Genomic DNA, 24,769 nt, shown 5'->3' on the forward strand with positions numbered 1-24,769 from the left:
AGGCTGGGGAGATGGCGAACCGTCTGGCGACCGCGACCAGCCCGTACCTCCTCCAGCACGCGAACAATCCCGTCGACTGGCGGGAGTGGGGCGAGGAGGCGTTCGCCGAGGCCCGGCGCCGCGACGTCCCGGTGCTGCTGTCCGTCGGGTACGCCGCGTGCCACTGGTGCCACGTCATGGCGCACGAGTCGTTCGAGGACGCGGGCGTGGCCGCGGCGGTCAACGACCGCTTCGTCGCGGTGAAGGTGGACCGTGAGGAGCGGCCCGACGTCGACGCCGTCTACATGAGCGCGACCACCGCGCTCACCGGACAGGGCGGCTGGCCCATGACCTGCTTCCTCACCCCGGACGGCGACCCCTTCTACTGCGGCACCTACTACCCCCGCGACCACTTCCTGGCGCTGCTCGACGGCGTCGCGGAGGCCTGGGCGGAGCGCCGGGACGCCGTCGAGCAGCAGGGCGCGGCGATCACCGAGGCGGTGACCCAGGCGTCCACGCGCCTGACCCCCGACAGGCTGGACGACGACGACCTCGCCACCGCGGTGCGCGTCCTGGCCCGTGAGGCCGACCCGGTGCACGGCGGGTTCGGCCGCGCGCCCAAGTTCCCGCCGTCCATGACGCTGGAGCACCTGCTGCGCCACCACGCCCGCACCGGCGACGCCGACGCGCTGCGGATCGTCGAGCGCGCGTGCGAGGCCATGGCCCGCGGCGGCATCTACGACCAGCTCGCGGGCGGGTTCGCGCGCTACGCGGTGGACGCGGCCTGGGTGGTGCCCCACTTCGAGAAGATGCTGTACGACAACGCACAGCTCCTGCGGGTCTACCTGCACCTCTATCGCACGACCGGTTCGCCGCTCGCCGCACGGGTCGCCCGCGAGACGGCCGACTTCCTCCTGACCGACCTGCGCACGCCCGAGGGCGGCTTCGCCTCGGCGCTCGACGCCGACACCGAAGGTGTGGAGGGCCTCACCTACGTCTGGACCCCGGCACAGCTCGTGGAGGTCCTCGGGCCCGACGACGGCGCCCGCGCCGCGGAGCTCCTGTCCGTCACGCCGGAGGGCACCTTCGAGGAGGGCGCCTCGACGCTCCAGCTGCCCGAGGACCCCGACCCCGGCTGGTGGGCCGCGGTGCGCGCCCGGCTCGCCGAGGCCCGGTCGGCGCGGCCCCAGCCCGCCCGCGACGACAAGGTGGTCACCGCGTGGAACGGCCTGGCGATCGCCGCCCTCGCGGAGTCGGGGGTGCTGCTCGGCGAACCGGACCACCTCGCCGCCGCCCGGCAGTGCGCTGAGCTCGTCCTCCGCCTCCACCTCGTCGACGGACGCCTGCGGCGGGCGTCGCGCGGCGGCGTCGTCGGCTCCGCCCCCGGCGTCGCCGCCGACCTCGGCGACCTCGCCGAAGGTCTCCTCGCCCTGCACCAGGCGACCGGCGAGACGCGCTGGCTCGACGCCGCGAGCGCCCTGCTCGACCTCGCGCAGAGCCGGTTCGGCGACGGCGCCGGCGGCTTCTTCGACGTGGCCGACGACGCCGAACGCCTCGTGAGCCGGCCGAAGGACGCCACCGACGCGGCCGAGCCGGCGGGCCAGTCGGCGCTCGCCGGCGCGCTGTGCGCCTACGCCGCGCTGACCGGCTCGCCCCGGCACCGTGCGGCGGCCGAGACCGCGGTGGCTGCGGCCGGCTCACTGGCCAGGCAGGCGCCACGGTTCGCCGGCTGGACCCTCGCCGTCGCGGAGGCGCTCGCCACCGGCCCGCTGCAGGTCGCCGTCGTCGGGCCCGACGACGAGGCGCGCGCCGCTCTCGAACGAGTGGCCAGGGGCGCGACGTCGGCGGGGCTCGTGGTCGCCGTCGGCGAGCCGGACGCCCCCGGCGTGCCCCTGCTCGCCGACCGGCCGCTCGTCGACGGGCGCCCGGCGGCCTACGTGTGCAGGGGGTTCGTGTGCGACCGGCCGGTGACGTCCGCCGAGGAGCTGGCGGCGGCGCTCAGGATCTGACGGGGCGGGCCAGGTCGCCGGGCACACCTGTTCAGGCCGCCCGCTCCCGGTGCCGCCGGACGCCCGCACGGTTGGCGCACCGCACGGAGCAGTACCGCTGGCGCCCGTTGCGGGTCACGTCGACCACCACGTTGGTGCAGGGCTCGGACGCGCAGCGCCCCAGCCGGTGCATCCCGCGCGTGACCAGGTGGAGCGAGGTTCCCACGCTGATGACGGCGCGCAGGACCGAGGACAGCACCTGGTCGTCGTCCCGGTAGTGGAGGTGCCACCCCTCACCGTCGTGGTCGGTGAGCCGCGGGTAGGCCGCGACCGCCGCCATCTGCGCGTTCAGCAGTGCGGCACGACCCGCGGGATCGGGCGTGTCCACGATGCGCAGCCAGTCGTCGATGACGAGGCGCGAGCGCGGGTGGTCCTCGGGCTCCTCCTGGAACTCCATCGTCATGCCGAACTCGCGGGTCCGCGCCTCGATCCCGGCACGGTCGTCGGGCCAGTCGTCGGCGAGGGATCCGGCGAGCAGGACCGCGTACTCGCCGTAAGGGTTGAGGTGCATAAGGCCATTACAGCATCGTGGGGGGCATGACGACGATCGACACCCGTCCCGCCCCCCGGACCAGTAGCCAGGGGAGCCGGCACGAGCACTCGTGGGCGACGGAGTCACGCCACGCGACCTCCGCGGGACACGTGGTCTACGTGCGCTGCACGGCGTGCGGCAGCCACCGGGTGGACCTGCAGGGACACCGGGAGATGCCGCCCGCGCCGCTGACCCGGGTGGTCGGCAGCGCGTCCTGAGCCAAGGGCTGACGGCGTTCGGGGCTCGTGTCAGTGGCCCGTGCAAGCATCGGGTATGGACAACATTCAGCTTCTTCACCCGGACGGGCTGGTCTCCAGCCCTGCCTTCAGCCACGTCGCCGTCGTGCCGCCGGGAGCGACCACGATCTACGTCGGCGGCCAGAACTCCGTCGATGCGGACGGCTCGCTCGTCGGCGGGGACGACGTCGCCGCGCAGTCCGTCCGCGCCGTGGAGAACGTCGGGACCGCGCTCGCCGCGGCCGGTGCCACCTTTGCCGACGTCATCCAGTGGACGGTGCTCTTCGTCGACGGCGTCGACCTCGCGGCAGCGTACGGGGCGATCGCTCCCCTGCTCGCGTCCGACGAACCGCCCCTCGTGCTCGGAGCTCGCGTCGCGGGTCTGGGCGTGCCGGGTGCGCTCATCGAGGTCAGCGCGATAGCCGCCGTGCTGCGCTGACTCCGGGCGCACGCTCGTAGCCGGCCGGCCGGATCATGAGCTCGGCGCGGCCGCCGGTCAGCGACGCGACCACACCGTCAGCGGCTGAGCTCGATCAGCGCGAGCAGCGCCCGTCCATACGCGTCGACAGGCTCCGGGGCAGCGAACACGCGCGGCCGGCCGAGGAGCTCGACGTCCACCTCGTAGCCGCCGTCGGCCCGGCGCAGCGCGCGGAAGCTCGACCGCAGGAGCGTGCGCAGCTGGTCCTCGCGCGGCAGCCAGAGAGCGTCCTCGATGGCCACCGAGTCGAGTGCCCACTCGGTGGTGCCGTTGAAGCCGAGGACCGTTCCGGTCGGGAACTCGTGCGCCTCGATGGTCATGGTGCTCACGGTGAAGACGTCGCCCGCGAGCTCGGGCGCGGCGATACGGAACTGGTCGCCGTCGACCGGCTTCCAGACCAGGCCGGCGCCACGCAGCTGAGCGGCAAGCTCGGTGGAGATCATCGACCCATTCTCCCCTCACGGGAGAACGGGTCGGACGAGAACGGGGTTATGTTCGCAATCGACGATCCAGTGAACACAACCCCGTTCTCGCCCGTCGACGGCTTGCCCGTCAGAACCGCTCCAGGGTTGGCGTGGTGGTGTCAGCACCTCGGCGGGGCCACAGCGCGATGGCAAGGCCGGCCAGGACGCTCGCGATGTGCAGCCCGTTGTCCGCCGCGTTGATGTTGAGGACGTTGATGTCCGGGTTGCTCACCGCGAACAGGCCGAAGACGAACGTCGCGCCGTAGCCGACGACGAGCAGCCAGCCGAACGTCCGTGCCCGGCCCGCCGCCGACCACAGGGCGAGGCCCAGGAGCCCGATCAGGATGTGCACGATGTTGTGCAGGGGATTGACGGCGAACCCGAGCAGCGTCTGGCTGTGGTCGTGCTCGGCGAACCCGCTGAACCCGGTCACGAGGAAGCCCGCTGCCCCCACCAGGAGGTAGACCGCGCCGATCGCGAGGGCGAGCCACTGGTGCGGTGCCCGGGTGCGCGTCAAGGACGTGGACTGAGTCATGGCACTTCTCCAATCTGTGTCGTGCGTTGGGTTCGGAGCCACGGCACGACCGGATGGGAGAGAACGCGACCGGACCAGGGAAGGAGCAGGTCGGTGCCGCCATCCCCCGGATGACGGCACCGACCGTGGCGCGGACCCGGCCTACTGCCCGGTGAACACGAACGGTGAGCCCGGCTCCTTCTCGATGTCCCCGTCACGGGAGTCGGTGACCGTCACGTTCGACAGGATGGCGTTGCCGCGAGCGCCGGCCATCGCGAGGATGCCGGAGCCGTTGTTGGACCCGTCGATCCGCACGTTCGTGATCCGGACGTCGGGCATGTTCCCGCCGCCGTTCTTGAACTGGATGCCGTCGTAGGTGGAGTCGTAGATGTCGGTGTCACGGATGGTGACGCCGGTGATGTCGTGCGTCTGCGGGAAGATCGTGATCGCCCCGAACTCCTGGTCCTCGTTCCAGAACGCGCCGCCGGTGCGGTGCAGGCCGTTGTTGGCGATGAGCGTCGTCCCCGAGAACGGCAGGGGGTCGTGGTCGGTCGCCAGCATGATGCCCGGGTAGTTCATGGTGTCGGAGATCAGGTTGTTCTCGATGGAGTTGTCGTAGCCGCCGTAGATCGCTATACCGTTGGCGCGCCACGGCAGCTGCACCGTGTTGTTGCGGAACGCGTTGTCGTGCCCGATGTCGACGTTGCGGTCCTTGACGTACGGGTTGGCCCAGACGGCGAGCGCGTCGTCGCCCGTGTTGCGGAACGACGAGTTGAACACGAGCGAGTTGCGCGTCCCGTTGCTGAAGTTGATGCCGTCCGCGTAGGTGTTGCGGATGCGGACGCCGGAGAACTCGACGCCGTCGCCGGGTCCCCACAGCTCGGGGATGTTGGTGTAGTCGCGTCCGACCCAGACGCCGACGTTCGCGTGCTCGATCCAGACGTTGGTGATCTTCGTGTCCTTGCCGAACCGGCCGTTCAGGCCGACGCCGCCCTCCTCCTGACCGTTGTTCCCGCGGATGTCGCCGGAGCCGAAGATCGCGATGTCGGAGATCTGGACGTTGTCGTCGATGTCGAACCCGAAGTTGCCCTCGTGCGGGTGGTTGATGACGCCCGGGGCGAGGTGCGGCTTGATCAGGCTGTAGAGCTGCGAGTGCCACATGCCCGCGCCGCGGATCGTGACGTCGCTGATGCCGACCTGGTTGTGCGTGCCGCGGTTGAGCGGGTCGTCGGTGAGGATCTTCTTCTCCTGGCGCCACTGCCCCGCCGGGATCCACACGCAGTCGATGTCACCGTTCTGGTCGGCGGTCACGGCGGCCTGGATGGCGGCCGTGTCCTCCAGGCCGTCGTTCGGCACCGCGCCGTACTCGGTGATCGAGGTGCAGCTGGCCGGCTTCGAGGCGGCCGGCGCGACCTGCTCGAGCTCGATCAGGTCGATGACGTAGAACGCGGCGTCGTCCCCGGCGTCGCGCTGGAGCTTGAACTCCGTGCCCGCCGGGAACGACCGGCCGAGCAGCGCGTGCGACTCGTCGAAGAGACGGCGGGCGTCACCGCCCGGGGTGTTGACCAGGCCTTCGGGCTGGTCGGTGGTCCCGTACAGCCACGAGTGCTTGGACGACAGCGTCAGCTTCTGCACGAACGTGCCGTTCGCATACAGGCTGATCGTCTTCTCCTGGCCACCGCCGCCCGCGGCGTCGGGGATCGAGTTCCGCACGACTATCGAGTTGGTCGGGGCCGTGGACGTGAACTCCACGTTCTGGCCGGTGCTGTTCAGCCGAACGGACTCGCGCCCCGACGACTCGGTGGCGAAGTTGGTGTGCCCGAACGTACGCAGCGGGTCGGCCTGCAGGAGCGTGCCCGTGTAGTCGCCGTCCTCCGCCTCGTAGGTGGTGTACGGCACGGCGGCGCCGCGGCCCACGGTGACGGCCAGCTGCCCTGCGTTGTTGTCCTCGTTCGTCTCGTCGACGACGTCGGTGGCGTCGGCCGTGGCGGTCACCGTCACCCCGCCGTTCGTCGCGGTCCACGAGCCCGACGGCGTGACCGAGACGGTCTGGCCGGCGGGGACCGCCGGCGTCGTGCCGTTCAGCGTGCTGGAGCCCGCGACGACGCGCGTCACGGACCCGGCCGCGGCCGGCTCGTTGCCACGGTTGCGCACCTGGACGGTGAAGGTCACCGCCGCGCCGACGGCGGGGTTGGCCGGGTTCGAGGACACGGAGACGACCTCGAGGTCGGGCCCGGGCGCCTCGCCCACGACGAGCTTCGCCGTCGCCGTGAAAGCGTTGTCGGTCTCGCTCTGCTCGACCACTGTGTTCGCCGGGTCGACGACCGCTCCGACCGTGTACTCCCCCGCCGGCCGGGTGCCCGCCGCGACCGGGACCTGGGCGGTAGCGCCCGGCTGCAGGGCGCCGACGTCCGCCGAGCCCACGGTGGTGCCGCCGAGCTTCGCGTCGACAGCGGTGCCCGCCGACGCCCGGTCACCGGTGTTCTGCACGGTCGCCGTGAGTGTCACGGGCGTGGTCGCCGTGGGCGACGCCGGGGACGCCGTCACAGCGGTGATCGTGAGGTTCGGGTTGGGCGCCGGGGCGCCGTAGACCTCGAGCTCGGCGACCTGGCCGTTGCCCGCGCCGGTGTTGCCCGTGAAGCGCAGTCGGACGTCGGTCACGGTGCCCGTCACCGGGACGTTCACGAGGTTGCCGCTCGCGGGCGCGAACGCATACCCGGCGGACGCCTTGAGCTCCTGCCACGCCGCGGTGCCGGAGCGGCCCCAGACCGAGAACGTCTGCGTGCGTGCGCCCCACGCCCCGTCGGGGTTCAGGCGCACCCGCACGCTGCTGACCTGCGTCGGCGCGGCGAGGGAGACGTCGAGCGTCGACGGGTACTGCCCGCCCGCACCCTCCCAGTACGTGCCGACCTGCCCGTCCACGGCGTTCGCCGCGACGTACGACCACTCGGTGGACGACGCCGCAGCGGGCCGGTCCTTCGCGTAGTTGGTGCCGGTCGGGTCCGGCGGGTCGGTGGGGTCCGGATCGGTCGGGTCGGTGGGGTCGCCCGTCGGCGTGCCCCAGACCTGCAGCTCGGCGACCTGGCCGTTGCCCGCGCCGGTGTTGGAGGTGAAGGCGAGGCGCACCTCGTCCACCTCTGTGTCCGTCCCCGAGCCGAGCGTGATCTCCACCTTGTTGCCGCTCGCCGGGTCGAAGCGATGGGCCGCCGACTCCTTGAGCGTACGGAACGACGACTCGCCGTCGGACCGCCCGAGCACGCTGAACGTCTGCGTGCGCGGCTCCCACACGGCGGCCGGCGGCACGCTGACGACCACGCGCTCGACGTCGGCCGCCGCGCCCAGGTCGACGGTGAGGTGCGCCGGGTACTGGCCGCCCGCGCCCTCCCAGTAGGAGCTCGCGTTCCCGTCGTTGGCGTTGCCCGCGACGTAGGCCTGCGTCACCGACGACGCGGCGATCGGCTTGCCGAGCGCAAGGTCGGTGGCCTCCGCCGCGGCATACGCGACGGCGCCGAGGCCGAGCGGCGCGACGAGCGCCAGCGCGACGCCCGCCACGACGGTGTTCTTTCGGGCGCGGTGGTTCCAGCCCGTGTTCCAGGCCAAGTTCCAGGGGATTCTCATGAACGTCCTCGTTCTCCCGCCGAGGCGGGCTCGTCCAGCCGCGGGGCAGCATTGCCCGGCGAGAGTAGAAAGTTGCAGCGTGCGCACTGCTTTGTGCTCATCGTCTGTCAATTTCTTGCGGCTTGCTGTACGGACGTTACGAGACCGCGCACCGGGCGTCAAGGGTGCGGCAGGGCTGACGCGAGCCTGACGCAGGCACGACGAGGGCGGGGGCGGTGGGCGGAGCGCTCGTCAGAGCACCCCTCCCACCGCCCCCGCCCGGATCGCTCGGTCGGACGCCGGTCGCCGGCTGCGGATCAGCGCATCCGGACCCGCACCTCCTTGCTCGACGTCTCGCCGTGCTGGTTGGTGGCCACGACGGCGATCCGGTGCGTGCCCCGCCCGACGCCGGTGACATCGAGCGTCGCCTCCTGCTTCCTGGGCGTGCGGTCCACCAGCTCCACCGTCCGCACCACCTCGCCGTCGAGCAGCAGCGCCATGCGCTGCGCGTTGGCGCCGTGGGCGATCCTGGCCACCACCTCGATCCGTCCGTCCTCGGCGTCCTTGACGCGGACCGAGACCTTGCCCGGCACCCCGCGCGCCGGACCCGGCACCCGCTCGGCGTCCGCCGCCGCGCTCGTGTACGCGAGGCGCGGCGCGGGCGGCGTCGTCATCCCCTCGCCGATGAAGTACGAGGTGTGCGGGGGCTGGTTGTAGCCGGTGTTCTGCCAGGTCACCGCCGTGCGGTACTGCGGGTCGGACATGAGCGTCCGCAGTCGGTGCTCGGTCGGGATGACCGTCGTGGCGATCCGCAGCGCCGTCGAGTCCGCGGTGCGGGTGACGAGCTCCTCGCGCCAGTCACCGAAGAGGTCCGCCTGGAGGGACGGCGTGCCCTTCGTGCTGTTGTTCGAGAGCGTGCCCTCGGCCCGGTAGAGCTCCACCTCGCGGCCGTTCTCGTAGTCCCACTTCGCGATGGTCGGCACCCCGGTGGAGGTTGCGACGTCCCAGTCGTGGTTGCCGATCTCCGCCAGCAGGTCCCCGTCCCAGAAGGTCAGGAAGTTCGCCGCCGGGATGCTCTCCGAGATGAGCTCACCCGAGGAGGACCTGAGCTGACCCACCGGCGAGTTCCACGCGGCGTCGCCGCCGACCGCCCAGCCCTCGGCGCCGTCGTGCCGTGGGTCGATGTCCCCCATGGCGGCGCGTCCCGTGTCGCGCACTGCGGGGATAGACCAGATGGTCTCCCCCGTCTCGGCGTCCCGGAAGGTCGCCCCGGCGTTGCCGGACTGCCCCATGCTCTCGTGGGCGGCGAACTGCTCGAGCCCCGGTCGCGCCGGGTCGAAGTCGGACACGTGCATGGCGTCGCCGTGCCCGAGCCCGGTGTTGTGCAGCACGGAACCGTCGTCGTCGATCGTCATCGACCCGAAGACGATCTCGTCCTTCTGGTCGCCGTCCGCATCGGCGGTCTGCATGTCGTGGTTGCCCTGGCCGCGGTACTCGTCGCCCGCGACGTCCGAGTCGAACACCCAGCGCTGGGTGAGCTCCTCGCCGTCGAAGTCGAACGCCGCGATCACCGTCCGCGTGTAGTAGCCGCGGCTGAACACCATCGACGGGCGCTCCCCGTCGAGGTAGGCGGTCGTCGCCAGGAACCGGTCCACGCGGTTGCCGTAGCCGTCACCCCACGAGCCGACGTCGCCGCGCGGCGGCACGTAGTCGATGGTGTCGAGCGCGACACCGGTAGCGCCGTCGAACACCGTAAGGAACTCCGGCCCGGACAGCACGTAGCCGGCCGACGTCCGGAAGTCCGCCCGGGCGTCCCCGATGACCGTCCCGTCGGCGTCGGTCGTGCCGTCGGCGGTCTTCATCGCCACCTCGGCCCGCCCGTCGCCGTCGTAGTCGAACACCTGGAACTGCGTGTAGTGGGCGCCCGAGCGGATGTTGTGGCCGAGGTCGATGCGCCACAGCCTGGAGCCGTCGAGCTCGTAGGCGTCCAGGTAGGTGTTGCCCGTGTAGCCCGCCTGCGAGTTGTCCTTCGCGTTGGACGGGTACCACTTGACGACGTACTCGTACTCGCCGTCACCGTCGAGGTCCGCCACCGAGGCGTCGTTCGCGGAGTAGGTGTACGGCTGGCCGTCCTTCGTGGTGCCGTCCGCCGGCTTGTCGAGCGGGATGTCCAGGGTCTGGCCGTCCCACGGCGTGAACTCCTCGGTGGCCCAGTGCTCGATCCCGTCCGCGACGGTCGCCACGCGGTAGGTGGCGTCCGCGGTGCCGTGGGCGTCGAGCAGGTTCGTCGTGCCGGTCAGCGGCCGGGCGGTGATCCGTCGGCCGTCGCGGTAGACGTGGAACGCGACGTCCTGCGGGTCGTCGCCCTGCATGCGCCAGCCGACGTGGACGCCGTCTGTGCCCGACCCTGTGCCCGACCCTGCTCCCGCCACAGCGACCGGCTGCCGCCCGATGCGCTCGGTCTGCCGGGACAGGTTCGTCACGGCGGCGGAGGCGACGGTGTCCGAGAGCTCGGAGACACCACCCGCGTTCACCGCCGCGACCGCGTAGGTGTACTCGACGGTGGTGAGCACGTCGGTGTCGGTGTACCCGGGTTGGGCGGTGCGGGCGAGCAGCACCTGGTCGCCCGACCTGTCGGTCCGGTAGACGTGGTAGAACAGCGCGCCCTCCACCGGCTCCCAGGCGAGCGAGACGGCGTGCTTCTCGACGTCGGCCACCGCGAGGCCCGACGGCGTCGGAGCGGTCGGCACGTCGGGGTCGACCGTCGTGAGCTCCACCTCGTTGGACGGGACGGACTCGTTGTCCGCGCCGTCGAGCGCCACGACCGTGTAGGTGTACCGGAGGCCGACGTCGGCCGACGTGTCGACGTACGAGGCGTCCGTGACGTCCGCGATCGCCGTCGGCTCGGCGGCGCCCTCGGCGTGGCGGTAGACGCGGTAGCCGACGACGTCGCGCGCCGGCTCCCACGACAGGGGCACGGAGACGTCCGTGCCGTCGATGCTGACGTCGCCGGCGACGAGTGCGGTCGGCGCGTAGAGCAGCGAGGTGATCTGCAGGCCGTTCAGCCAGCCGTCGGCGACCAGGTCGATGTGCCCGTCGGTGACGACCACGGGCTGGATCACCTTGTTCGACGTGCCGCCGCGCGGGGCGTTGGCGGAACCGTGGTCGACGCCCTCGACGGTGACGCCGAGGCGTGCGGTGCCGATCCGGTCGCCCCAGATCACCTCGACGGCGTAGGTGCCGTTCGGGACGTCGAACCGCAGGGGCGTCGCGGCGCTCGGCAGCAGGAAGTCGCGCTGGAGGTCGTCGAGACCCTCTTCGCCGGCCCCGCGGTCCCGGCCGCCCGGGCCGGTGTCCGAGGTGAAGCCGTGGCCCAGCCGCTCGGTGTAGAGGGTGTTCTGGTCGAGGGCGGTGTAGCCGGCCTTCGTGGGATTCCCGGCGAGCTGGAGGTCGAACCGCAGCAGCGGCGCCTTGGTCGTGAACGTCACGACGTCCGACGGCGCGGACTCACCGCGCCCGTTGACCGCCACCACCCGCAGGTCGTAGGCGGTGCCCTCGCTGAGGCCGGTGATGTCCGCCAGGCCGAGCGTCGATGTGGTGACCAGGGCGAAGTCCGACTCGGGTGCGGCGGCGGTCTTGGCGTACACCCGGTAGATGTCGGCGCCGTCGACCTCCGTCCAGCTCAGCGTGGCACCGGAGGCGGTGATGCTGCCCGCGACCACGCCGGCCGGCTTCTCGGGCACGGAGGCCGGCGGCTCGGCGTCGACCACCTCACCGGCGAGCGGTACGTCCAGCTCCGCGGTGTCACGGGCGACGAGGCGGGCCATCTGGATGGCCCCGTAACCCTGGAAGTGGGTGTCGTCGGCTGTGCCGTCGGGCCGGTTCGGGTAGACGCCTGCCGGGACGTGCAGGAATACCGACTTCGCCTCCTCCGGGCCGATCTCGGTCAGGTACTGGCGGCTGGACGCCGACAGGTCGACCAGCGGCGTGTCGGTCTCCGCCGCGAGCGCTGCCGCCTGCTCGACGTACTGCGGGAACGAGACGTTCGCCTGTCCGGAGCTGTCGTAGCTGCGCCGTGAGACCGGGGTGACGACGATCGGCGTCGCCCCGCGCTGGCGGGCGCCCTCGATGTAGGTGCGGAGGTAGTCGCGGTAGTCGGCGGGCGCCGCGTAGCGGTCGTCGACGCCGTAGGAGTTGTCGTTGTGGCCGAACTGCACGTAGAGGTAGTCGCCCGGCCTGATCTGCGTCAGCACCGCGTCGAGGCGGCCCTGGCTGATGAAGTTCTTCGACGACCGGCCGCCGATGGAGTGGTTGGCGACGACCACGTCGTCGGACAGGAACCTGTCGATCATCTGCCCCCAGCCTGCCTGCGGCGCCCAGAACGGGTCGTACGTCTGCACCGTCGAGTCGCCGGTGAGGTAGACGGTGGGCTTCGGCCCCGCCGCGCGCGGCGACGTCCGCGTGAGGGTCAGGGCGGCGAGGTTCGCGGCGCCGCCGGAGAGCTCGAGGTTGAGCTGGCCGTCGACCAGCGCGAGGTCGAACTCCATCTCGAGGTACTCGCCGGCGGGCTTCTGGGTCGGCTGGACCTTGACCATCTGCTCGGCGGTGAGTGCGATGTCGGTGGCGCCCTGGGCGTCGCCCGCGACCAGGCGCACCCGGTAGTCGCCGTTCGGCAGGTCGGCGACGAGCTCGGTGTCACCGACGGTGACGAAGTCGGAGCGCAGGGCATCGGCGCCGCCACGGTCGGTGGCGGTGACCTGGCCGGGGTCGACGAACCCGATCCGCTGGTCGACACCGTACCTGGTGCCGGCGTCGATGCCGGTAGCACCCGCGGCGACGGCGCCGCTGCCCAGGTCGAGGGTGAGCACCCCGCTGTCGGGGAACTCCGGCTCGGGAACCCCGTCGCCGACCAGGGTCCCGACGGCGGCGGCGGACGGCGCGGACTCGCCGTCGGCGCCGATCGCACGCACGCGGTAGTAGCTGACCTCGGTGGTGTCGGCCTCCGCATCGGTGGCGAACACGGTCCGCGCGTCGGTGCGCGCGATCTCCGTGTACTCGCCGCCGAGCGTGTCGCTCCGGGTCAGGACGTAGCCCGTGGCGTCCGGCACCGCGTTCCAGCGGAGACCGAGCGCGCCGGGCGCGGCGTGCGCGACGCGCACCGACGTCGGCGGGACGGGGGCTGCCGCGGCCGCGATCGCCGGCGCGAGCGGCAGCACGAGCGCCGCGGCGGCCAGGCCCGCGACGATCGGTCGGACAGGGCGGGACTGCGGCAGTGCTCTTGTACCCGGAGCGCTCTGACCCGGGGCTCTCGAACCTCGGCGGTAAGCGCTTTCTAGCGTGGCGAGAGTGCGCCATCGAAGCTGCAGCATGGGATCACCTTGTCGTCTCGTCGTCGAGTCGGACCGGACCGGACAAGCCCCGGCGTTGGGGCCCATCAGCAGGGATTGTATGGATTCAATTCTGGCCAGGCAGTCATCTTGCCGCGCGCGCCCGACGTTGTAAAGAGTCGGTCAGCGGCGGTAGCGCAGCCAGATGACCGCGTCTCCGAAGACCTCGGCGCCTCAGAGGCGCAGCGTCCGGGCGGACGTCGAGCCCGAGCCGCACCAGCGCTGCCCGGCGCTCTCCTCGGGGCGCCGGGGCCTCGTCCGGACCTCTTCGCTAGCCATCCGGCACCGTGCCAGCCAGGCGGCCTGGCGTCAGCCAGGCGGCCTGGCGTCAGCCGGACATCTCGCAAAGTCGCAGCACGTTGCCGTACGGATCGACGAGCTCGATGGTCGGCCCGCCCGGGGCATCGCGGTCGATACCAGGCCGAAGCCGCGCATGCGGGCGGCGAGACAGCTCCGCGTGGAGCGCGTCGACGCTGGCGACAGGCACCCAGACCACCGTCCCCGGCGTCCCGTCGCCGTGGTGCTCGGACAGGTCCAGCACCGCCTGGCCACGGCGTATCCGCAGGTACAGAGGCAGCCCAGGCTCGAAGCGGTGCTCCCACTCGACGCCGAACCCGAGGTAGTCCACGTAGAACTCTCGTGCGCGCATCTCGTCCTGGATGCGGAGCACCGGGACGGCGCGCCCGAACTCTGTCGGCCCGGAGCCGGGCGGCGCCGACGGCCCCGCCTGCGACGCCGCTGAGTGCCCCGCCGGCAGCCGCGCGGACGCGGTGTTCCAGTCGACGAAGCCGAGCTGCGCGGCGACGATCTCCAGCGCACGGCCGTGGCTGATGGAGACGTCAGTAGCCGCGAGCGTCCGGCGCAACGCGCGGGCGGCCGTCTTCGCTTCGTCAAGTGTCAGGTTCACGAGTTCATCGCTATCCCGGTGCCGTGAGCGTGGTCGGTGCCCGCACTGCCGTCCGGGGCACCGTGGTAGGCACGAGAACCTCTGACATGGCGTCTTCGTCGATGCATTCACCAGACCGATCATCTCGGCGCGGGCGGCGGGCTCATCGAGTGCCCGGGTAGAGATTAGCAAGCCAGCGGCCGGCCCACCGGGCGGCGTGCACTGGCAGGGTCCCCGACTGGGTAGTTGGGGTCCGTCGCCACCCTCAAAGAGTTATCCACAGATTTGAAATCCATCGCGCGGATCGCACGAGTGTTCGAGATAATAGATACATCGAAGGAGTGAGAACTAGAGGCGAGCGGGGGTGGGCACGATGGAGCAGACGACGAACAGTGGAGCCGCTGGTGGCCTGCCTGCTGCGGTCTCGATCGAGGACGTGCTGGCTCTGATCGAGAACGCGGTCGACGAGCTGACCACCCAGAGCACCCCGGAGACTCTCACCGGGTGGGACGCGCCGAGCATCAACCGCCTGGTCGAAGCCCACACCCGCATCCGTCGGCTCACCGGCCGTCTGGACGGTGTCCGGTACACCCTGCTGCCCCGGATCGAGGACGAGGGCTCCTGGCGCTCGGGTGGCATGACTCGCACGTTCACGACCTGGCTGCGCCTGCGCGAAGGCATCTCCGCGCACACGGCAGGCAAGGACATGACGATCGCGCGCCGTCTCGCGACCGCGCTCCCCGTGACCCGGGAACGCCTGGTCGCCGGAACCCTCGGTGTCGACCACGCGAGAGTGATGACGGAAGTCGCGCCCACGAGCGAGACCCGCACCGATGCGCTGGCGTGGCTGATCGATACCCGTACCGGGTACACCACGACACCCGAACAGTTCGTGCAGACTGTCGCGGTCGACTTCCCCGACCCGGCCGAGGACCCGGACGGGGCGCGCACCCGGGAGCTGGTCACCCAGGTCCTGGAGACCGCGGTCACGGAGGGGACCCTGGTCACGGGTGAGGGCATAGTGCTGCGCGAGGCTGGTGTGTTGAACGCGGACCAGTTCCGCACGGTCGCGCGCCGGTTCGCGACCATCACCGACCCCGACACCGACGACCTCGATGACGACAAGGCAGCCCACGGTGAGTTCTTCGACCTGGCCAAGACGTTCGGTGGGTACCACGTGGCCGGGTTCCTCACCGACGAGCACGGCCTCCTGGTCAGCACCGCGATCAACGCGGTCCTGGGCGCCCCGTCCGCGGACGACGCCCGGACCACGACGCAGCGCCGCGCACAAGGCCTCGCGGATGTCGCCCGGGTGGTCCTGGACACGAACCAGGCCTCCCCGGGAGCGTTGATCGCACCCCACCTGAACGTCACGGTGTCGTGGAACGAGTTCGTCACCCAGGTCACCCGCACCCGCGACGGGCTGTGCCTGACCTGCGGACACGCCACACCCGGACGCGGCCACCGCCTCGGCGCGGGCCCGAGCCCAGCAAGCGGCGCACCACCTGCCGGAAGCCCGACCGGGAGCCTCACCGGTAGTCCGGATGGCGTCCCGGGTGGAGGCCTGGGTGGCTGGAGTGCTGTGGGAGCAACCGTGTCCGGGTTCTTGTCACCCGGCGGCCCCGTGTTCACCGAGACCGGCGAGCGCGCACCACGTGCCCTCGTGCGCCGCCTCGCGTGCCACAGCGCCATCACCCGGATCGTGTTCGGACCCGACGGCGCCGTCCTCGATGTCGGACGTGCGCAGCGGACGGTGTCTGGGCAGATGCGCCGCGCCGTCATCGCGAGGGACCAGCACTGCGTCTGGCCAGGATGCGACCAGCCGCCGTCACGCTGCGAGGTCCACCACGCGATCACCCACTGGGCCGACGGCGGAAACACGTCCGTGACCAACAGTGCGCTGTTGTGCTGGTACCACCACCAGCTCGTGGACGCCAAGGGCATCACCATGCACTGGACCGGCAAGACCACCACCGACACCACGGCCGGTGCCCTGCTGGAGACCGGGTGGGCCTTCACCGACGCTCGCGGACACCGCATCCGACTACCCGAACCCATCGAAGCCCCACCACCCGATGCCGAAGTCGCCTGACCAGTCAGGCACGACGGCCCACCAAGCCCACCGAAAGCCTTCCCGCACCGTCCGGCGCCCACTCACCCGACCCGCCGCCGACGTCCGCTGGGGCGGCCTGACCAAGGATCAGCCAGGCACACCCGAAGCCCGGTCCGATGTCAACGCTCCGTCCACCGGTTCGTCATGCATGCAGGGTCGGCCGGTAGACGAGCTCCTGGATGTCGCCGTCGAGCGTCAGGTGCTCGATCAGCTCGAGGTCGAAGTCGACAGCACCCTGAAAGATCGGGTCCAGGCCGGTCCGGCCGGTGATCACCGGGAAGAGCGTGACCCGGATCCGGTCGACCAGGCCCGCGGCCATCAGCGCCCGGTTCATCGACAAGCTCCCGTGCGAGCACAGCGGCACCTCTGACTCCTCCTTGAGCCGGGCGACGACGTCGACCGCGTCGCCGCCCGCCACCTGCGCGTCGGGCCAGTCGAGGGGGCCCTCCAACGTGCTGGACACCACCGTCGTCGGCAGGTTCCGCATCCGGGTAACCCACGGGTCGCGCACGTCGGAGTCCCCGGAGCTCTCGGCCAGCATCTGCGCGAACGCCCGGTATGTGTTGGCCCCGAGGACCAACCGCTGCTCCTGTGAGTAGAGGGCGAGCCGGTGCTCCAGGAGCTCCGGGCCCTGCTTGCCCCAGTAGCCTGTCCAGTCGCCGCCGGCGGCGCCGAAGCCGTCGAGGCTGGAGAACACGTCGAACGTGTAGGTAGTGGTCATGATGGTCTCCTGGAAATGGTTGATCAGGTACGTCGATACAGACCGGAGGTCGCGGCGGATCTCATCGCTGGCGGACGGCACGAGAGGACACAGCGTGACGAACGAGCTGACGACCGAATCAGGTGGCCTCGCCGGCCGCGGCCGGCTGCTGCGGCTGGGTGCTCCGCGCGACACGTCGGCGGTGCGGCACCTGGTGACGTTCCTCGTGGCAAGTGTCGTGACCGTGCTGGCCACGCGCGCGTACCTGGCCGCTGCAGGCTACCCGCAGATCGGCGGTGGCGATCTGCATGTCGCTCACGTCCTGTGGGGCGGGCTGCTCATGGCGCTGGCGATGATGCTGCTGCTGTCCTACGTCGGCCCCGTGCCACGGTCCCTCGGCGCGGCGCTCGGCGGCGTCGGCTTCGGGTTGTTCATCGACGAGGTCGGCAAGTTCGTGACCGCCGACAACGACTACTTCTACGCACCGACCGCAGCGATCATCTACTTCGTCACCGTGGTGCTCGTCCTCATCGTCGAAGGGCTGCACGGCCGTCGTGCCCACCATCCGGCCGAGTACCTCGCCGTGGCGGCCGACCGCCTCACCGCGGGGCTGGCCGGCGGGTTCACCCCGACGGCCCGCGCCGAGGCACAGGAGCTCGCCGCCAAGGGCGCCGGCGAGCCCGGCGCCCGCCTGGTCGCCGAGCTGGTCGACGCGGTGCCCGACGACGACACCGACCTGCCGGACCCCGTCCGCGGCGGCGTCGACCGCGTCGTGCGCTGGCTGGACGCGCTCGTGGACCGGGCCTGGGCGGCATGGCTGCTGATCTGCGTCCTGGTGCTGGTGGGCGCCGCCGAGGCGATGGTGGGGCTGAGCGTCGTCCGCGGTGAGGTGCCGGGGCTGCCCCAGTGGACCGGCTTCGCGATCCTCGCCGCCGTCGGCGCGTCAGTGGTGCTGCTGGTCGTGGGCATCGTCGTCGGCCGCAACAACCATCTGCACGGCGCCGTCTGGATGCGCCGCGCGGTACTCATCAGCCTGCTGTTCACGCAGCTCCTGGTGTTCCGCGCACTGCGGTGGACGGCGGCGTTCGGGCTGGTTCTGGACGTGCTGGCGTTCATGGCGCTGGAGGTGGCGCTCCGCGAGGAGCGGATGGTCAGGGCACGCAGGGCCTGACCATCCGCTCTGGCCATCCGCTCAGACCCGAGACCGGGCCAGGAGCCACACGAAGTACGGCGCACCGAGCAGCGCGACCGCCAGCCCCGCGGGGAGCTGGGCCGGTGCGATGACCGTTCGCCCGAGCGTGTCGGCCAGGCCGAGGAACACGGCGCCGAGCAGCATCGCCACGGGCAGGACCCGTGCATGCCTGCCGCCCACCAGGGCACGTGCCGCATGCGGAGCGACCAGGCCCACGAACCCCACGACGCCGACTGCCGTCACGCTCGTCGCAGCCAGCACCGCCGCCACCGCGAGCACGAGCAGCCTGCTGCGTTCCAGCCGGACGCCCACGAGGCGAGGGGTGTCGTCGTCGACCGCGAGCAGGTCCAGCTCACGTCGCACCATCACCGCGAGGGGCACGGCGAGCGCCAGCACGATGATGACGGGCAGGACCTGGGAGAAGTCACGCCCGTAGGTCGTGCCGGACAGCCAGGTGTAGATGCGCGGCGTGTTCCAGGGGTCGGAGTTCAGCAGCAGGAACGTCGTCAGCGCCGTGGTCAGGTATCCCAGGCCGATGCCGATGAGCACCAGCCGGTCGGCGTGCAGGCCCCCGCGCCAGGCCAGCAGGTAGACGACCCCGAAGGCCAGCAGACCTCCGACGACGGCGGCCACGAGCATGGCGCCGTTGCTCGCCGCTATCCCGTTGCCCCAGGTGGTGCCGGCCACGGCGGTCACGACGATCACCGCGCCGAGGCCCGCTCCCCCGGTGATGCCGAGGATGCCCGGCTCGGCCAGGGGGTTGCGGGCCGTCGCCTGCACCATCGTCCCGGCGAGCGCGAGCGCGGCCCCTGCGACGAGCGCCGCCAGCACGCGCGGCGCGCGCTCATCGAGCGCGAACCGCACCACGGCGGGGCCCTGGTCCTGCAGCCACAGAGCGATGTCGCCGGTGCGGAGCCAGGTGGATCCGGCGAGCATGCCCAGCAGCGCCACGCCTGCCGCGAGGGCGACGCACACGGTCAGCACCACGGCGAAGCGCCGGCTGCTGCGGGGTCCGGTCGCCGCGGCCGGAGGGGTCCGGGACGGTCCGGCGTCGCGCAGGCGGCGGGCCAGCAGCACCATGATCAGGGCACCGGCGAGCGTCGTCGCGACGCCGGTGGGTACGCTGAGCGCGTCCTCGGCGCCGAGCAGGGCGCGGACGACGGCGTCGGCGAGCACGACGACGAAGGCCCCGAGCAGGCCCGCGGCGGGCAGCAGTATCGCGTGCCTGTGCAGCGCCGGGACCACCCTGGCGAGCAGCCTGGCGACCACCGGCGCGGCGAGGCCGACGAACCCGATGGGCCCCGCGAGGGTCACCGCCGCGGCGGTGAGCAGGACCGCGAGGAGCACGCCGACGGCGCGGGTCGACCGCACCGGGACGCCCAGCGCCCCGGCGGTGTCGTCACCGAGGCCGAGCACGTCGAGCCGCCGGGAGATCAACAGGCCGCCGACGGTCGCCAGCACGACTATCGGCAGCGCGCGCCAGAACGCCGTCAGGTTGAGCTGGCTCAGGGAGCCGCTGCCCCAGGCGAACAGCCCGGTCGTCTCGGCCTGGAACAAGATGAGCAGGGCGGAGGCCGCCGCCTGGAGGGCCAGCGCGACGGCGGACCCGGCGAGCACCAGGCGGGTGGTGGCCGATCCGGCACCCCCGGAGAGCCCGAGCACGAGCGCCGCGGCGGCGATGCCCCCGGCGAACGCGACGGCGCCCGAGGCCCACAGCGGCACGGCCAGACCGAAGGCCGCCACGACTACCACCGCGAGGTAGGAGCCCGCGGTCACCGCAAGCGTGTCCGGCGAGGCCAGGGCGTTGCGAGCGATCGACTGGAAGAGCGCGCCGGCAACACCGAGGGCGAACCCGACGGCCACGCCTGCCGCGAGGCGCGGCAGACGGGAGCCGACGAGGATGTCCCGGACCGCCGCGGCGTCGCTCGCGCCCTGCCCACTGAGCTGCCCACTTAGCTGCCCGGTGAGCAGCCGCAGCAGGTCCCCCACTCCGACGCCGGACGTACCCTGCGTCAGGTGCCAGGCGCCGACGACGAGCACCGCCAGCGCGAGCGCCACCAGGATGGCAGCACCCGACGCCCAGGCGGCGGGGCGCGACGTCGGCGCCTGAGCGAGGGTTTCCGTCGCGGACGGCGACTGCGTGACGGTCATCGGATCACCGGTCATCGGATCACTTCGTGAAGATGTCGACGTAGGCGTTGACCACCTTCTCGGAGGAGCGCGGGCCGCCGAACGTCCAGATGTGCTCCGGGAACGCGTGCGAACGGTCCTCGGTGACGGCGGGCAGGTTCGCCCAGACGTCGTTCTTGGTCAGCTCGGCGGTCCAGTCGGTGTCGCCCTCCTTGGTGCCGGTGTACAGGAGAGTGGAGTCACCGACCGCCGTCATGCCCTCGATGTCGGACTGGCCCAGGCCGTAGGCGGGATCGACCTCTCCGGTCCAGGCGTTGGTCAGGCCGAGCTCCTCGCCGAGCTCGCCGATCAGTGAACCCTGGCCGAACGGGCGCAGGGTGACGTTGCCGCCGTCGACCCAGCCGTCGAAGTACACGAAGTCGGTGTGCTCCGGCGCCGCCTCGGCGATCTTCGCCTTGGCGTCGGCAAGGTGCTGCTCGAACTCCTCGGTGACCGCCGCCGCGCGCTCGGTGCGGCCGGTCGCCTGCGCGATGAGGTCGAAGGTGGTGAGCATGTTCTGGATCGGGTCGGCGGCGTCCGCGCCCTTGGTGGCCAGCACCGGCACGTCGTAGGCCTCGAGCTTGGCGATGATCTCGTCGTCGGGCGTGTAGGCCTCGATGATGACGAGGTCGGGGTCCGTGGCGTACAGGGCGTCGAGGTTCGGCTCGCCGCGCGTGCCGACGTCGGTAACACCCTCGGGCAGCTCCTCGGCGTTGTTCCAGGTGGTGTAGCCCTCGGTGTCGGCGACGGCCACCGGGTTCACGCAGAGGGTGAGCGCGTCCTCGACCTGCTGCCACTCGAGCACCGCCACGCGCTCGGCAGGCTTGTCGAGCTCGACCGTGCGGCCGAACGAGTCCGTCAGCGAGACCGGACCGGTCTCCGTCCTGACGTCGGCACAGTCGCCGGAGGTGGCCTCGCTCGGCGCCGGCGCGGCGGCGCCGGGGTCGGTGGTGCCGCAGCCCGCGAACGCCAGCGGCAGGATCAGAGCGGCGCCCGCCAGGGACACCTTGGTGCGCAGAGACATGGGACTCCTTGAGTTTCGTGACACGTCGTGTCGGTGCAGTCGCGCGGGAGCGCAGTTCGGTCGCGCAGGAGCGCGTGGTACGTGGTCCGGCGGCAGTCGGACGCTGTGGGCGTGGTCAGCGGGTCCGGCCGTGGTGGCGACCGCGCGGGTGCACGCGCACCCGTCCGGTGTCCGGGTCGGTGGTGACGTCGATCGGCAGGCCGTAGGCGAGCGACAGGTGTTCCGCCGTGAGCACCTGCGCGGGGGGTCCAGAGGCGAGCACGCGACCTTGGTGCAGCAGGACGACGGCGTCGGCCACCGACGCGGCGTGGTCCAGGTCGTGCAGCACTATGCCGACAGCGGTCCCGTGCTCCTCCGCCAGGTCCCGCACGAGATCGAGCGTCTCCACCTGATAGCGCAGATCGAGGTGGTTGGTGGGCTCGTCCAGCAGCACCACGCCGGTCTCCTGCGCCAGGCATGTGGCGAGCCAGACCCGCTGCACCTCACCGCCGGAGAGCTGGTCGACGCCCCGGCGGGCCATGGTGGTGACACCGGTGATGGCCATCGCGCGGTCGATGGCGGCGTGGTCGGCGGCGGTGAGCGGCGCGAACCGCCGACGGTGCGGGTGCCTGCCGAACGCCACGACGTCGCGCACCTCGAGCCCTGCCGGGTGCGGCCGGGACTGGGCGAGCAGCGTGACGCGCAGGGCGAACTCGCGCGCGGACAGCGGAGCGGCGTCGACTGCGTCGTCGGGCGTCGCACCGAGGTTGACGGATCCCTGCTGGACCGGGTGCAGCCGAGCGAGCGAGCGAAGCACCGTGGACTTGCCGGACCCGTTCGGGCCGACGAGCGCGGTCACGACGCCGGGCGTCAGCTGGACGGCGACGCCGTGCACGACGGTGGTGCGCTGGTAGCCCAGGACGAGGTCGTCGCCACGGAGAACGGTAGGGGCGGTCACGGAGGTAAGCCTAACCTTACAGAGACGGCACTCGGACAGCCGTCCAGTACCCGGTCAGCCGCCACCCCCGCGGACGCACAGCCGCCCCTGCGCACGGCTTTGTTGTGGGCGTGATCGTTGCGGCTAGAACGGGCACACAGCCGCAACGATCACGCCCACGACAAAGGCGTTACGCAGTGAGGACTCGCGCCCCCTGCTGGGCGAGGACGCTGAGCTCCGCGGCCTTGAACGCGTGCTCCTGCGTCATAGCGGTCTGGGTGCGCTCCAGGCAGTCGAGGACGAGCTGGCCGAAGTACGGGAACCCGACCTTCCCCTCCGCCACGATGTGGTGCTCGCCCTTGCCGTCGACGAGGAACACGTGGCCAGGGCCCTGATCCGTGGCGACGTTGGCGTACTTGCGCAACTCCAGGTAGCCCTCGGTGCCGAGCACGAACGTGCGCCCGTCGCCCCACGTGCTCAGGCCGTCCGGAGTGAACCAGTCCACGCGGACGTAGCCGCTGGCGCCGGTGTCCATGACGATGGACGCCTCACCGAAGTCGTCGAGTCCCGGGTGCTCGGGGTGGTTGTAGTTGGCGATCGCCGAGTAGCCGACCTCGGCGTCCTTGGCGCCCGCGAAGTGGAGCATCTGCTCGAAGTTGTGGCTGCCGATGTCGCACAGGATCCCGCCGTACTTCTCCTTCTCGTAGAACCAGTCCGGGCGGCCGGTGCCCAGGCGGTGCGGCCCGAGGCCCATGACCTGCAGCACCCGGCCGATCGCGCCCTGGTCGATGAGCTGGCCGGCCAGGACCGCCGCCTCGACGTGGATCCGCTCGGAGTAGTAGACGGCGTACTTGCGCCCGGTCCGCGCGGTCGCCTCCCGGGCCGCCGCGAGCTGGTCGAGGGTGGTCAGCGGAGCCTTGTCCACGAAGTAGTCCTTGCCCGCCTCGATGGCCCGCAGGCCGAGCGCGCAACGCTCGGACGTGACCGGTGCGCCGGCGACGAGGCGGACGTCGTCGTCGCCGAGGATCTCGTCCTCGGCGCGCGCGACCCGCACGTCAGGGAACTTGTCGCGGAACTCCGCCACCTTCGCCGGGTCCGGGTCGTACACCCACTTGAGCGTCGCGCCGGCGCTGATCAGGCCCTCGCACATGCCGTAGATGTGCCCGTGGTCCAGGCCCACCGCGGCGAAGGAGAAGTCTCCGGCACCCACCACGGGTGCGGGGATCGGTTCTGGCGCATAGGCGGCGCCGCTGGTCGTCGTCATGAGATCTCTGGTCCTGTTCGTTCAGGGCTTCGTTCAGGGCTTCGTTCGGGCCTTCGTGCAGGGCTTTCGTTCCTGGAGCAGGTCAGCCGTCGCCGGCTGTACCGCCGGCCGAGCTGCCGGCCGAGCTGCCGACGGTGATGTCACCGGGCAGGTCGGCCACCGTCGCCGTCTTCTCGAAGAAGTGCGGCGCGCGATGGACGAGCGTGCCCGCGCGGTAGTACGGGTCGTCCGGCGGGAGCGGCAGATCGACCGTCCGCCGCTCGATACCCGCCTCGTAGATCGCGGTCACGAGCTCGATCGCGCGGCGTCCGTCCGCGCCGTCCACCAGCGGACGACGGCGTTCGCGCACCGCACCGAGCACGTCGCCGATCTGCCCGGGGTGGCCCTCGTGCTCCAGCGGGCGGTGCGCCGCGGCGAGCGCCTCGATCTTGGCCACCAGGGCGGGGTCTCCGCCGGGGGCGGGGAACCCGTTGGGCTCGGCGACATCGGCGATCACCTTCCACGGCTGGGACACCCGCGCGTGCCGGCCCTGGAGGACTATCGCCTGCTCCTCGCCGTGGTGCACCACCGAGCTGGTCACCTCGGCCAGTGCCCGGTCGTACTGCAGCACGGCCACGGAGAGGTCCTCGACCTCCGAGTTCTCGTGCTGGGCGTTGGTCAGCACCGCGGTGACGGCACTGGGCGCGCCGAGCATCCAGGAGGTGAGGTCCAGGTGGTGGATCGCGTGGTTGAGGGTGCACCCGCCGCCCTCACGCTCCCACGTGCCCCGCCACCACAGGTCGTAGTAGGCGGTGCCGCGCCACCAGGACGAGGAGACCTGGGCGTGCGAGACAGGGCCGATCAGGCCCGAGTCCAGCACCTCCTTCAGGGTGGCCATGTCGTCGCGGAAGCGGTTCTGCGCCACGACGGACAGGATCCGGTCGTTCTCTGCGGCGGCCGCGATCATCGCGTCGCACTCCTCGAGCGACGGCGCCATCGGCTTCTCGACGAGCACGTCGACGCCGGCGCGCAGGGCGGCGATCGTCAGCTCGGCGTGGGTGGACGGCGGTGTCGCGATGCTGACGAGATCCAGATCCTCGGCCGCGAGCAGGTCCTCGACGCGCTCGTACGCCCGCGCGGAGGCGAGGCCGAGCTCCGCGCCCAGCGCGGCGGCCTTGCCCGGCGCGATGTCGCACAGGGCGACGATCTCGCACTCGGCAGCGAACCGCTGGTAGCCGTCGATGTGGGTGCGGGAGATCCCGCCGGTCCCGATGATCCCGATCTTGAGCAC

17 protein-coding genes are annotated in these 24,769 nt (G+C 71.6%); 5 read left to right on the forward strand and 12 right to left on the reverse strand.

From position 1 onward, the window contains the following. Positions 1-11: 11 nt before the first annotated feature. Positions 12-1,988 (forward strand): thioredoxin domain-containing protein, encoded by a 1,977-nt coding sequence (locus ACQEVI_RS02280; protein ID WP_432894227.1) that lies wholly within the window; start codon positions 12-14, stop codon positions 1,986-1,988. A gap of 31 nt (positions 1,989-2,019) precedes the next feature. Here the strand turns inward: ACQEVI_RS02280 and ACQEVI_RS02285 are convergent, their stop codons facing one another. Further along, positions 2,020-2,538, reverse strand: coding sequence for a CGNR zinc finger domain-containing protein (locus ACQEVI_RS02285; protein ID WP_432894229.1), 519 nt, complete (start codon positions 2,536-2,538; stop codon positions 2,020-2,022). Between the two features lie 26 nt (positions 2,539-2,564). Here ACQEVI_RS02285 and ACQEVI_RS02290 point away from each other — a divergent pair, with 26 nt between their 5' ends. Both ACQEVI_RS02290 and ACQEVI_RS02295 read left to right on the forward strand, forming a co-directional pair. Then, positions 2,565-2,777 (forward strand): hypothetical protein, encoded by a 213-nt coding sequence (locus ACQEVI_RS02290; RefSeq protein ID WP_432894231.1) that lies wholly within the window; start codon positions 2,565-2,567, stop codon positions 2,775-2,777. Between the two features lie 55 nt (positions 2,778-2,832). Beyond that, the gene (locus ACQEVI_RS02295; RefSeq protein ID WP_432894233.1) at positions 2,833-3,234 is read left to right on the forward strand and encodes a RidA family protein; all 402 of its coding nucleotides are present in this window, start codon (positions 2,833-2,835) and stop codon (positions 3,232-3,234) included. A gap of 77 nt (positions 3,235-3,311) precedes the next feature. On the opposite strand, the gene ACQEVI_RS02300 is transcribed toward ACQEVI_RS02295, so the two are convergent. From ACQEVI_RS02300 to ACQEVI_RS02320, 5 genes are all read right to left on the reverse strand, one after another. Next, on the reverse strand, positions 3,312-3,716 hold the full coding sequence (locus ACQEVI_RS02300; RefSeq protein WP_432894235.1) for a pilus assembly protein CpaE: 405 nt from the start codon (positions 3,714-3,716) through the stop codon (positions 3,312-3,314). A 109-nt stretch (positions 3,717-3,825) separates the two neighbouring features. Continuing rightward, on the reverse strand, positions 3,826-4,272 hold the full coding sequence (locus ACQEVI_RS02305) for a DUF4383 domain-containing protein (protein ID WP_432894237.1): 447 nt from the start codon (positions 4,270-4,272) through the stop codon (positions 3,826-3,828). 141 nt (positions 4,273-4,413) lie between these two features. Then, a complete protein-coding gene (locus tag ACQEVI_RS02310) occupies positions 4,414-7,869 on the reverse strand; it encodes a CARDB domain-containing protein (RefSeq protein ID WP_432894239.1) in 3,456 nt (1,151 codons plus the stop codon). A gap of 296 nt (positions 7,870-8,165) precedes the next feature. Then, positions 8,166-13,217 carry a fibronectin type III domain-containing protein gene (locus ACQEVI_RS02315; protein ID WP_432894241.1) on the reverse strand — a complete coding sequence of 1,684 codons (5,052 nt, stop codon included), beginning with the start codon at positions 13,215-13,217 and terminating at the stop codon, positions 8,166-8,168. 346 nt (positions 13,218-13,563) lie between these two features. Beyond that, a complete protein-coding gene (locus tag ACQEVI_RS02320) occupies positions 13,564-14,142 on the reverse strand; it encodes a glyoxalase superfamily protein (protein ID WP_432894243.1) in 579 nt (192 codons plus the stop codon). A 352-nt stretch (positions 14,143-14,494) separates the two neighbouring features. Between ACQEVI_RS02320 and ACQEVI_RS02325 the strand changes: the two genes are divergently transcribed. Further along, the gene (locus ACQEVI_RS02325) at positions 14,495-16,213 is read left to right on the forward strand and encodes a DUF222 domain-containing protein (RefSeq protein ID WP_432894245.1); all 1,719 of its coding nucleotides are present in this window, start codon (positions 14,495-14,497) and stop codon (positions 16,211-16,213) included. 163 nt (positions 16,214-16,376) lie between these two features. Here ACQEVI_RS02325 and ACQEVI_RS02330 read toward each other — a convergent pair whose 3' ends face one another. Next, positions 16,377-16,955, reverse strand: coding sequence for a dihydrofolate reductase family protein (locus ACQEVI_RS02330; RefSeq protein WP_432894247.1), 579 nt, complete (start codon positions 16,953-16,955; stop codon positions 16,377-16,379). A 94-nt stretch (positions 16,956-17,049) separates the two neighbouring features. Here ACQEVI_RS02330 and ACQEVI_RS02335 point away from each other — a divergent pair, with 94 nt between their 5' ends. Next, on the forward strand, positions 17,050-18,105 hold the full coding sequence (locus tag ACQEVI_RS02335; RefSeq protein WP_432894249.1) for a hypothetical protein: 1,056 nt from the start codon (positions 17,050-17,052) through the stop codon (positions 18,103-18,105). Positions 18,106-18,126: 21 nt separating this feature from the next. On the opposite strand, the gene ACQEVI_RS02340 is transcribed toward ACQEVI_RS02335, so the two are convergent. The 5 genes from ACQEVI_RS02340 to ACQEVI_RS02360 all read right to left on the reverse strand — a co-directional run bounded on the left by ACQEVI_RS02340 (position 18,127) and on the right by ACQEVI_RS02360 (position 24,769). Beyond that, positions 18,127-20,292, reverse strand: coding sequence for an iron ABC transporter permease (locus ACQEVI_RS02340; RefSeq protein ID WP_432894251.1), 2,166 nt, complete (start codon positions 20,290-20,292; stop codon positions 18,127-18,129). Between the two features lie 4 nt (positions 20,293-20,296). Continuing rightward, complete coding sequence (locus ACQEVI_RS02345) at positions 20,297-21,319, reverse strand: ABC transporter substrate-binding protein (RefSeq protein ID WP_432894253.1); 1,023 nt, start codon at positions 21,317-21,319, stop codon at positions 20,297-20,299. Positions 21,320-21,434: 115 nt separating this feature from the next. Next, positions 21,435-22,256 (reverse strand): ABC transporter ATP-binding protein, encoded by an 822-nt coding sequence (locus ACQEVI_RS02350; protein WP_432894255.1) that lies wholly within the window; start codon positions 22,254-22,256, stop codon positions 21,435-21,437. A gap of 169 nt (positions 22,257-22,425) precedes the next feature. Next, positions 22,426-23,499 (reverse strand): Gfo/Idh/MocA family protein, encoded by a 1,074-nt coding sequence (locus ACQEVI_RS02355; protein WP_432894257.1) that lies wholly within the window; start codon positions 23,497-23,499, stop codon positions 22,426-22,428. A gap of 82 nt (positions 23,500-23,581) precedes the next feature. Next, a complete protein-coding gene (locus tag ACQEVI_RS02360) occupies positions 23,582-24,769 on the reverse strand; it encodes a Gfo/Idh/MocA family protein (RefSeq protein ID WP_432894259.1) in 1,188 nt (395 codons plus the stop codon).

It is taken from the genome of Promicromonospora sp. CA-289599 (assembly GCF_050936155.1).
GTDB lineage: Bacteria > Actinomycetota > Actinomycetes > Actinomycetales > Cellulomonadaceae > Promicromonospora.

Excerpts from the sequence above, each read along its gene's own strand:
- ACQEVI_RS02290 (WP_432894231.1), top strand. The coding sequence starts at position 2,565 with ATGACGACGATCGACACCCGTCCCGCCCCCCGGACCAGTAGCCAGGGG.
- ACQEVI_RS02330 (WP_432894247.1), bottom strand. The coding sequence starts at position 16,955 with ATGACCACTACCTACACGTTCGACGTGTTCTCCAGCCTCGACGGCTTC.
- ACQEVI_RS02295 (WP_432894233.1), top strand. The coding sequence starts at position 2,833 with ATGGACAACATTCAGCTTCTTCACCCGGACGGGCTGGTCTCCAGCCCT.
- ACQEVI_RS02285 (WP_432894229.1), bottom strand. The coding sequence starts at position 2,538 with ATGCACCTCAACCCTTACGGCGAGTACGCGGTCCTGCTCGCCGGATCC.
- ACQEVI_RS02345 (WP_432894253.1), bottom strand. The coding sequence starts at position 21,319 with ATGTCTCTGCGCACCAAGGTGTCCCTGGCGGGCGCCGCTCTGATCCTG.
- ACQEVI_RS02315 (WP_432894241.1), bottom strand. The coding sequence starts at position 13,217 with ATGCTGCAGCTTCGATGGCGCACTCTCGCCACGCTAGAAAGCGCTTAC.
- ACQEVI_RS02310 (WP_432894239.1), bottom strand. The coding sequence starts at position 7,869 with ATGAGAATCCCCTGGAACTTGGCCTGGAACACGGGCTGGAACCACCGC.
- ACQEVI_RS02300 (WP_432894235.1), bottom strand. The coding sequence starts at position 3,716 with ATGATCTCCACCGAGCTTGCCGCTCAGCTGCGTGGCGCCGGCCTGGTC.
- ACQEVI_RS02340 (WP_432894251.1), bottom strand. The coding sequence starts at position 20,292 with ATGACCGGTGATCCGATGACCGTCACGCAGTCGCCGTCCGCGACGGAA.
- ACQEVI_RS02355 (WP_432894257.1), bottom strand. The coding sequence starts at position 23,499 with ATGACGACGACCAGCGGCGCCGCCTATGCGCCAGAACCGATCCCCGCA.
- ACQEVI_RS02280 (WP_432894227.1), top strand. The coding sequence starts at position 12 with ATGGCGAACCGTCTGGCGACCGCGACCAGCCCGTACCTCCTCCAGCAC.
- ACQEVI_RS02305 (WP_432894237.1), bottom strand. The coding sequence starts at position 4,272 with ATGACTCAGTCCACGTCCTTGACGCGCACCCGGGCACCGCACCAGTGG.
- ACQEVI_RS02325 (WP_432894245.1), top strand. The coding sequence starts at position 14,495 with ATGGAGCAGACGACGAACAGTGGAGCCGCTGGTGGCCTGCCTGCTGCG.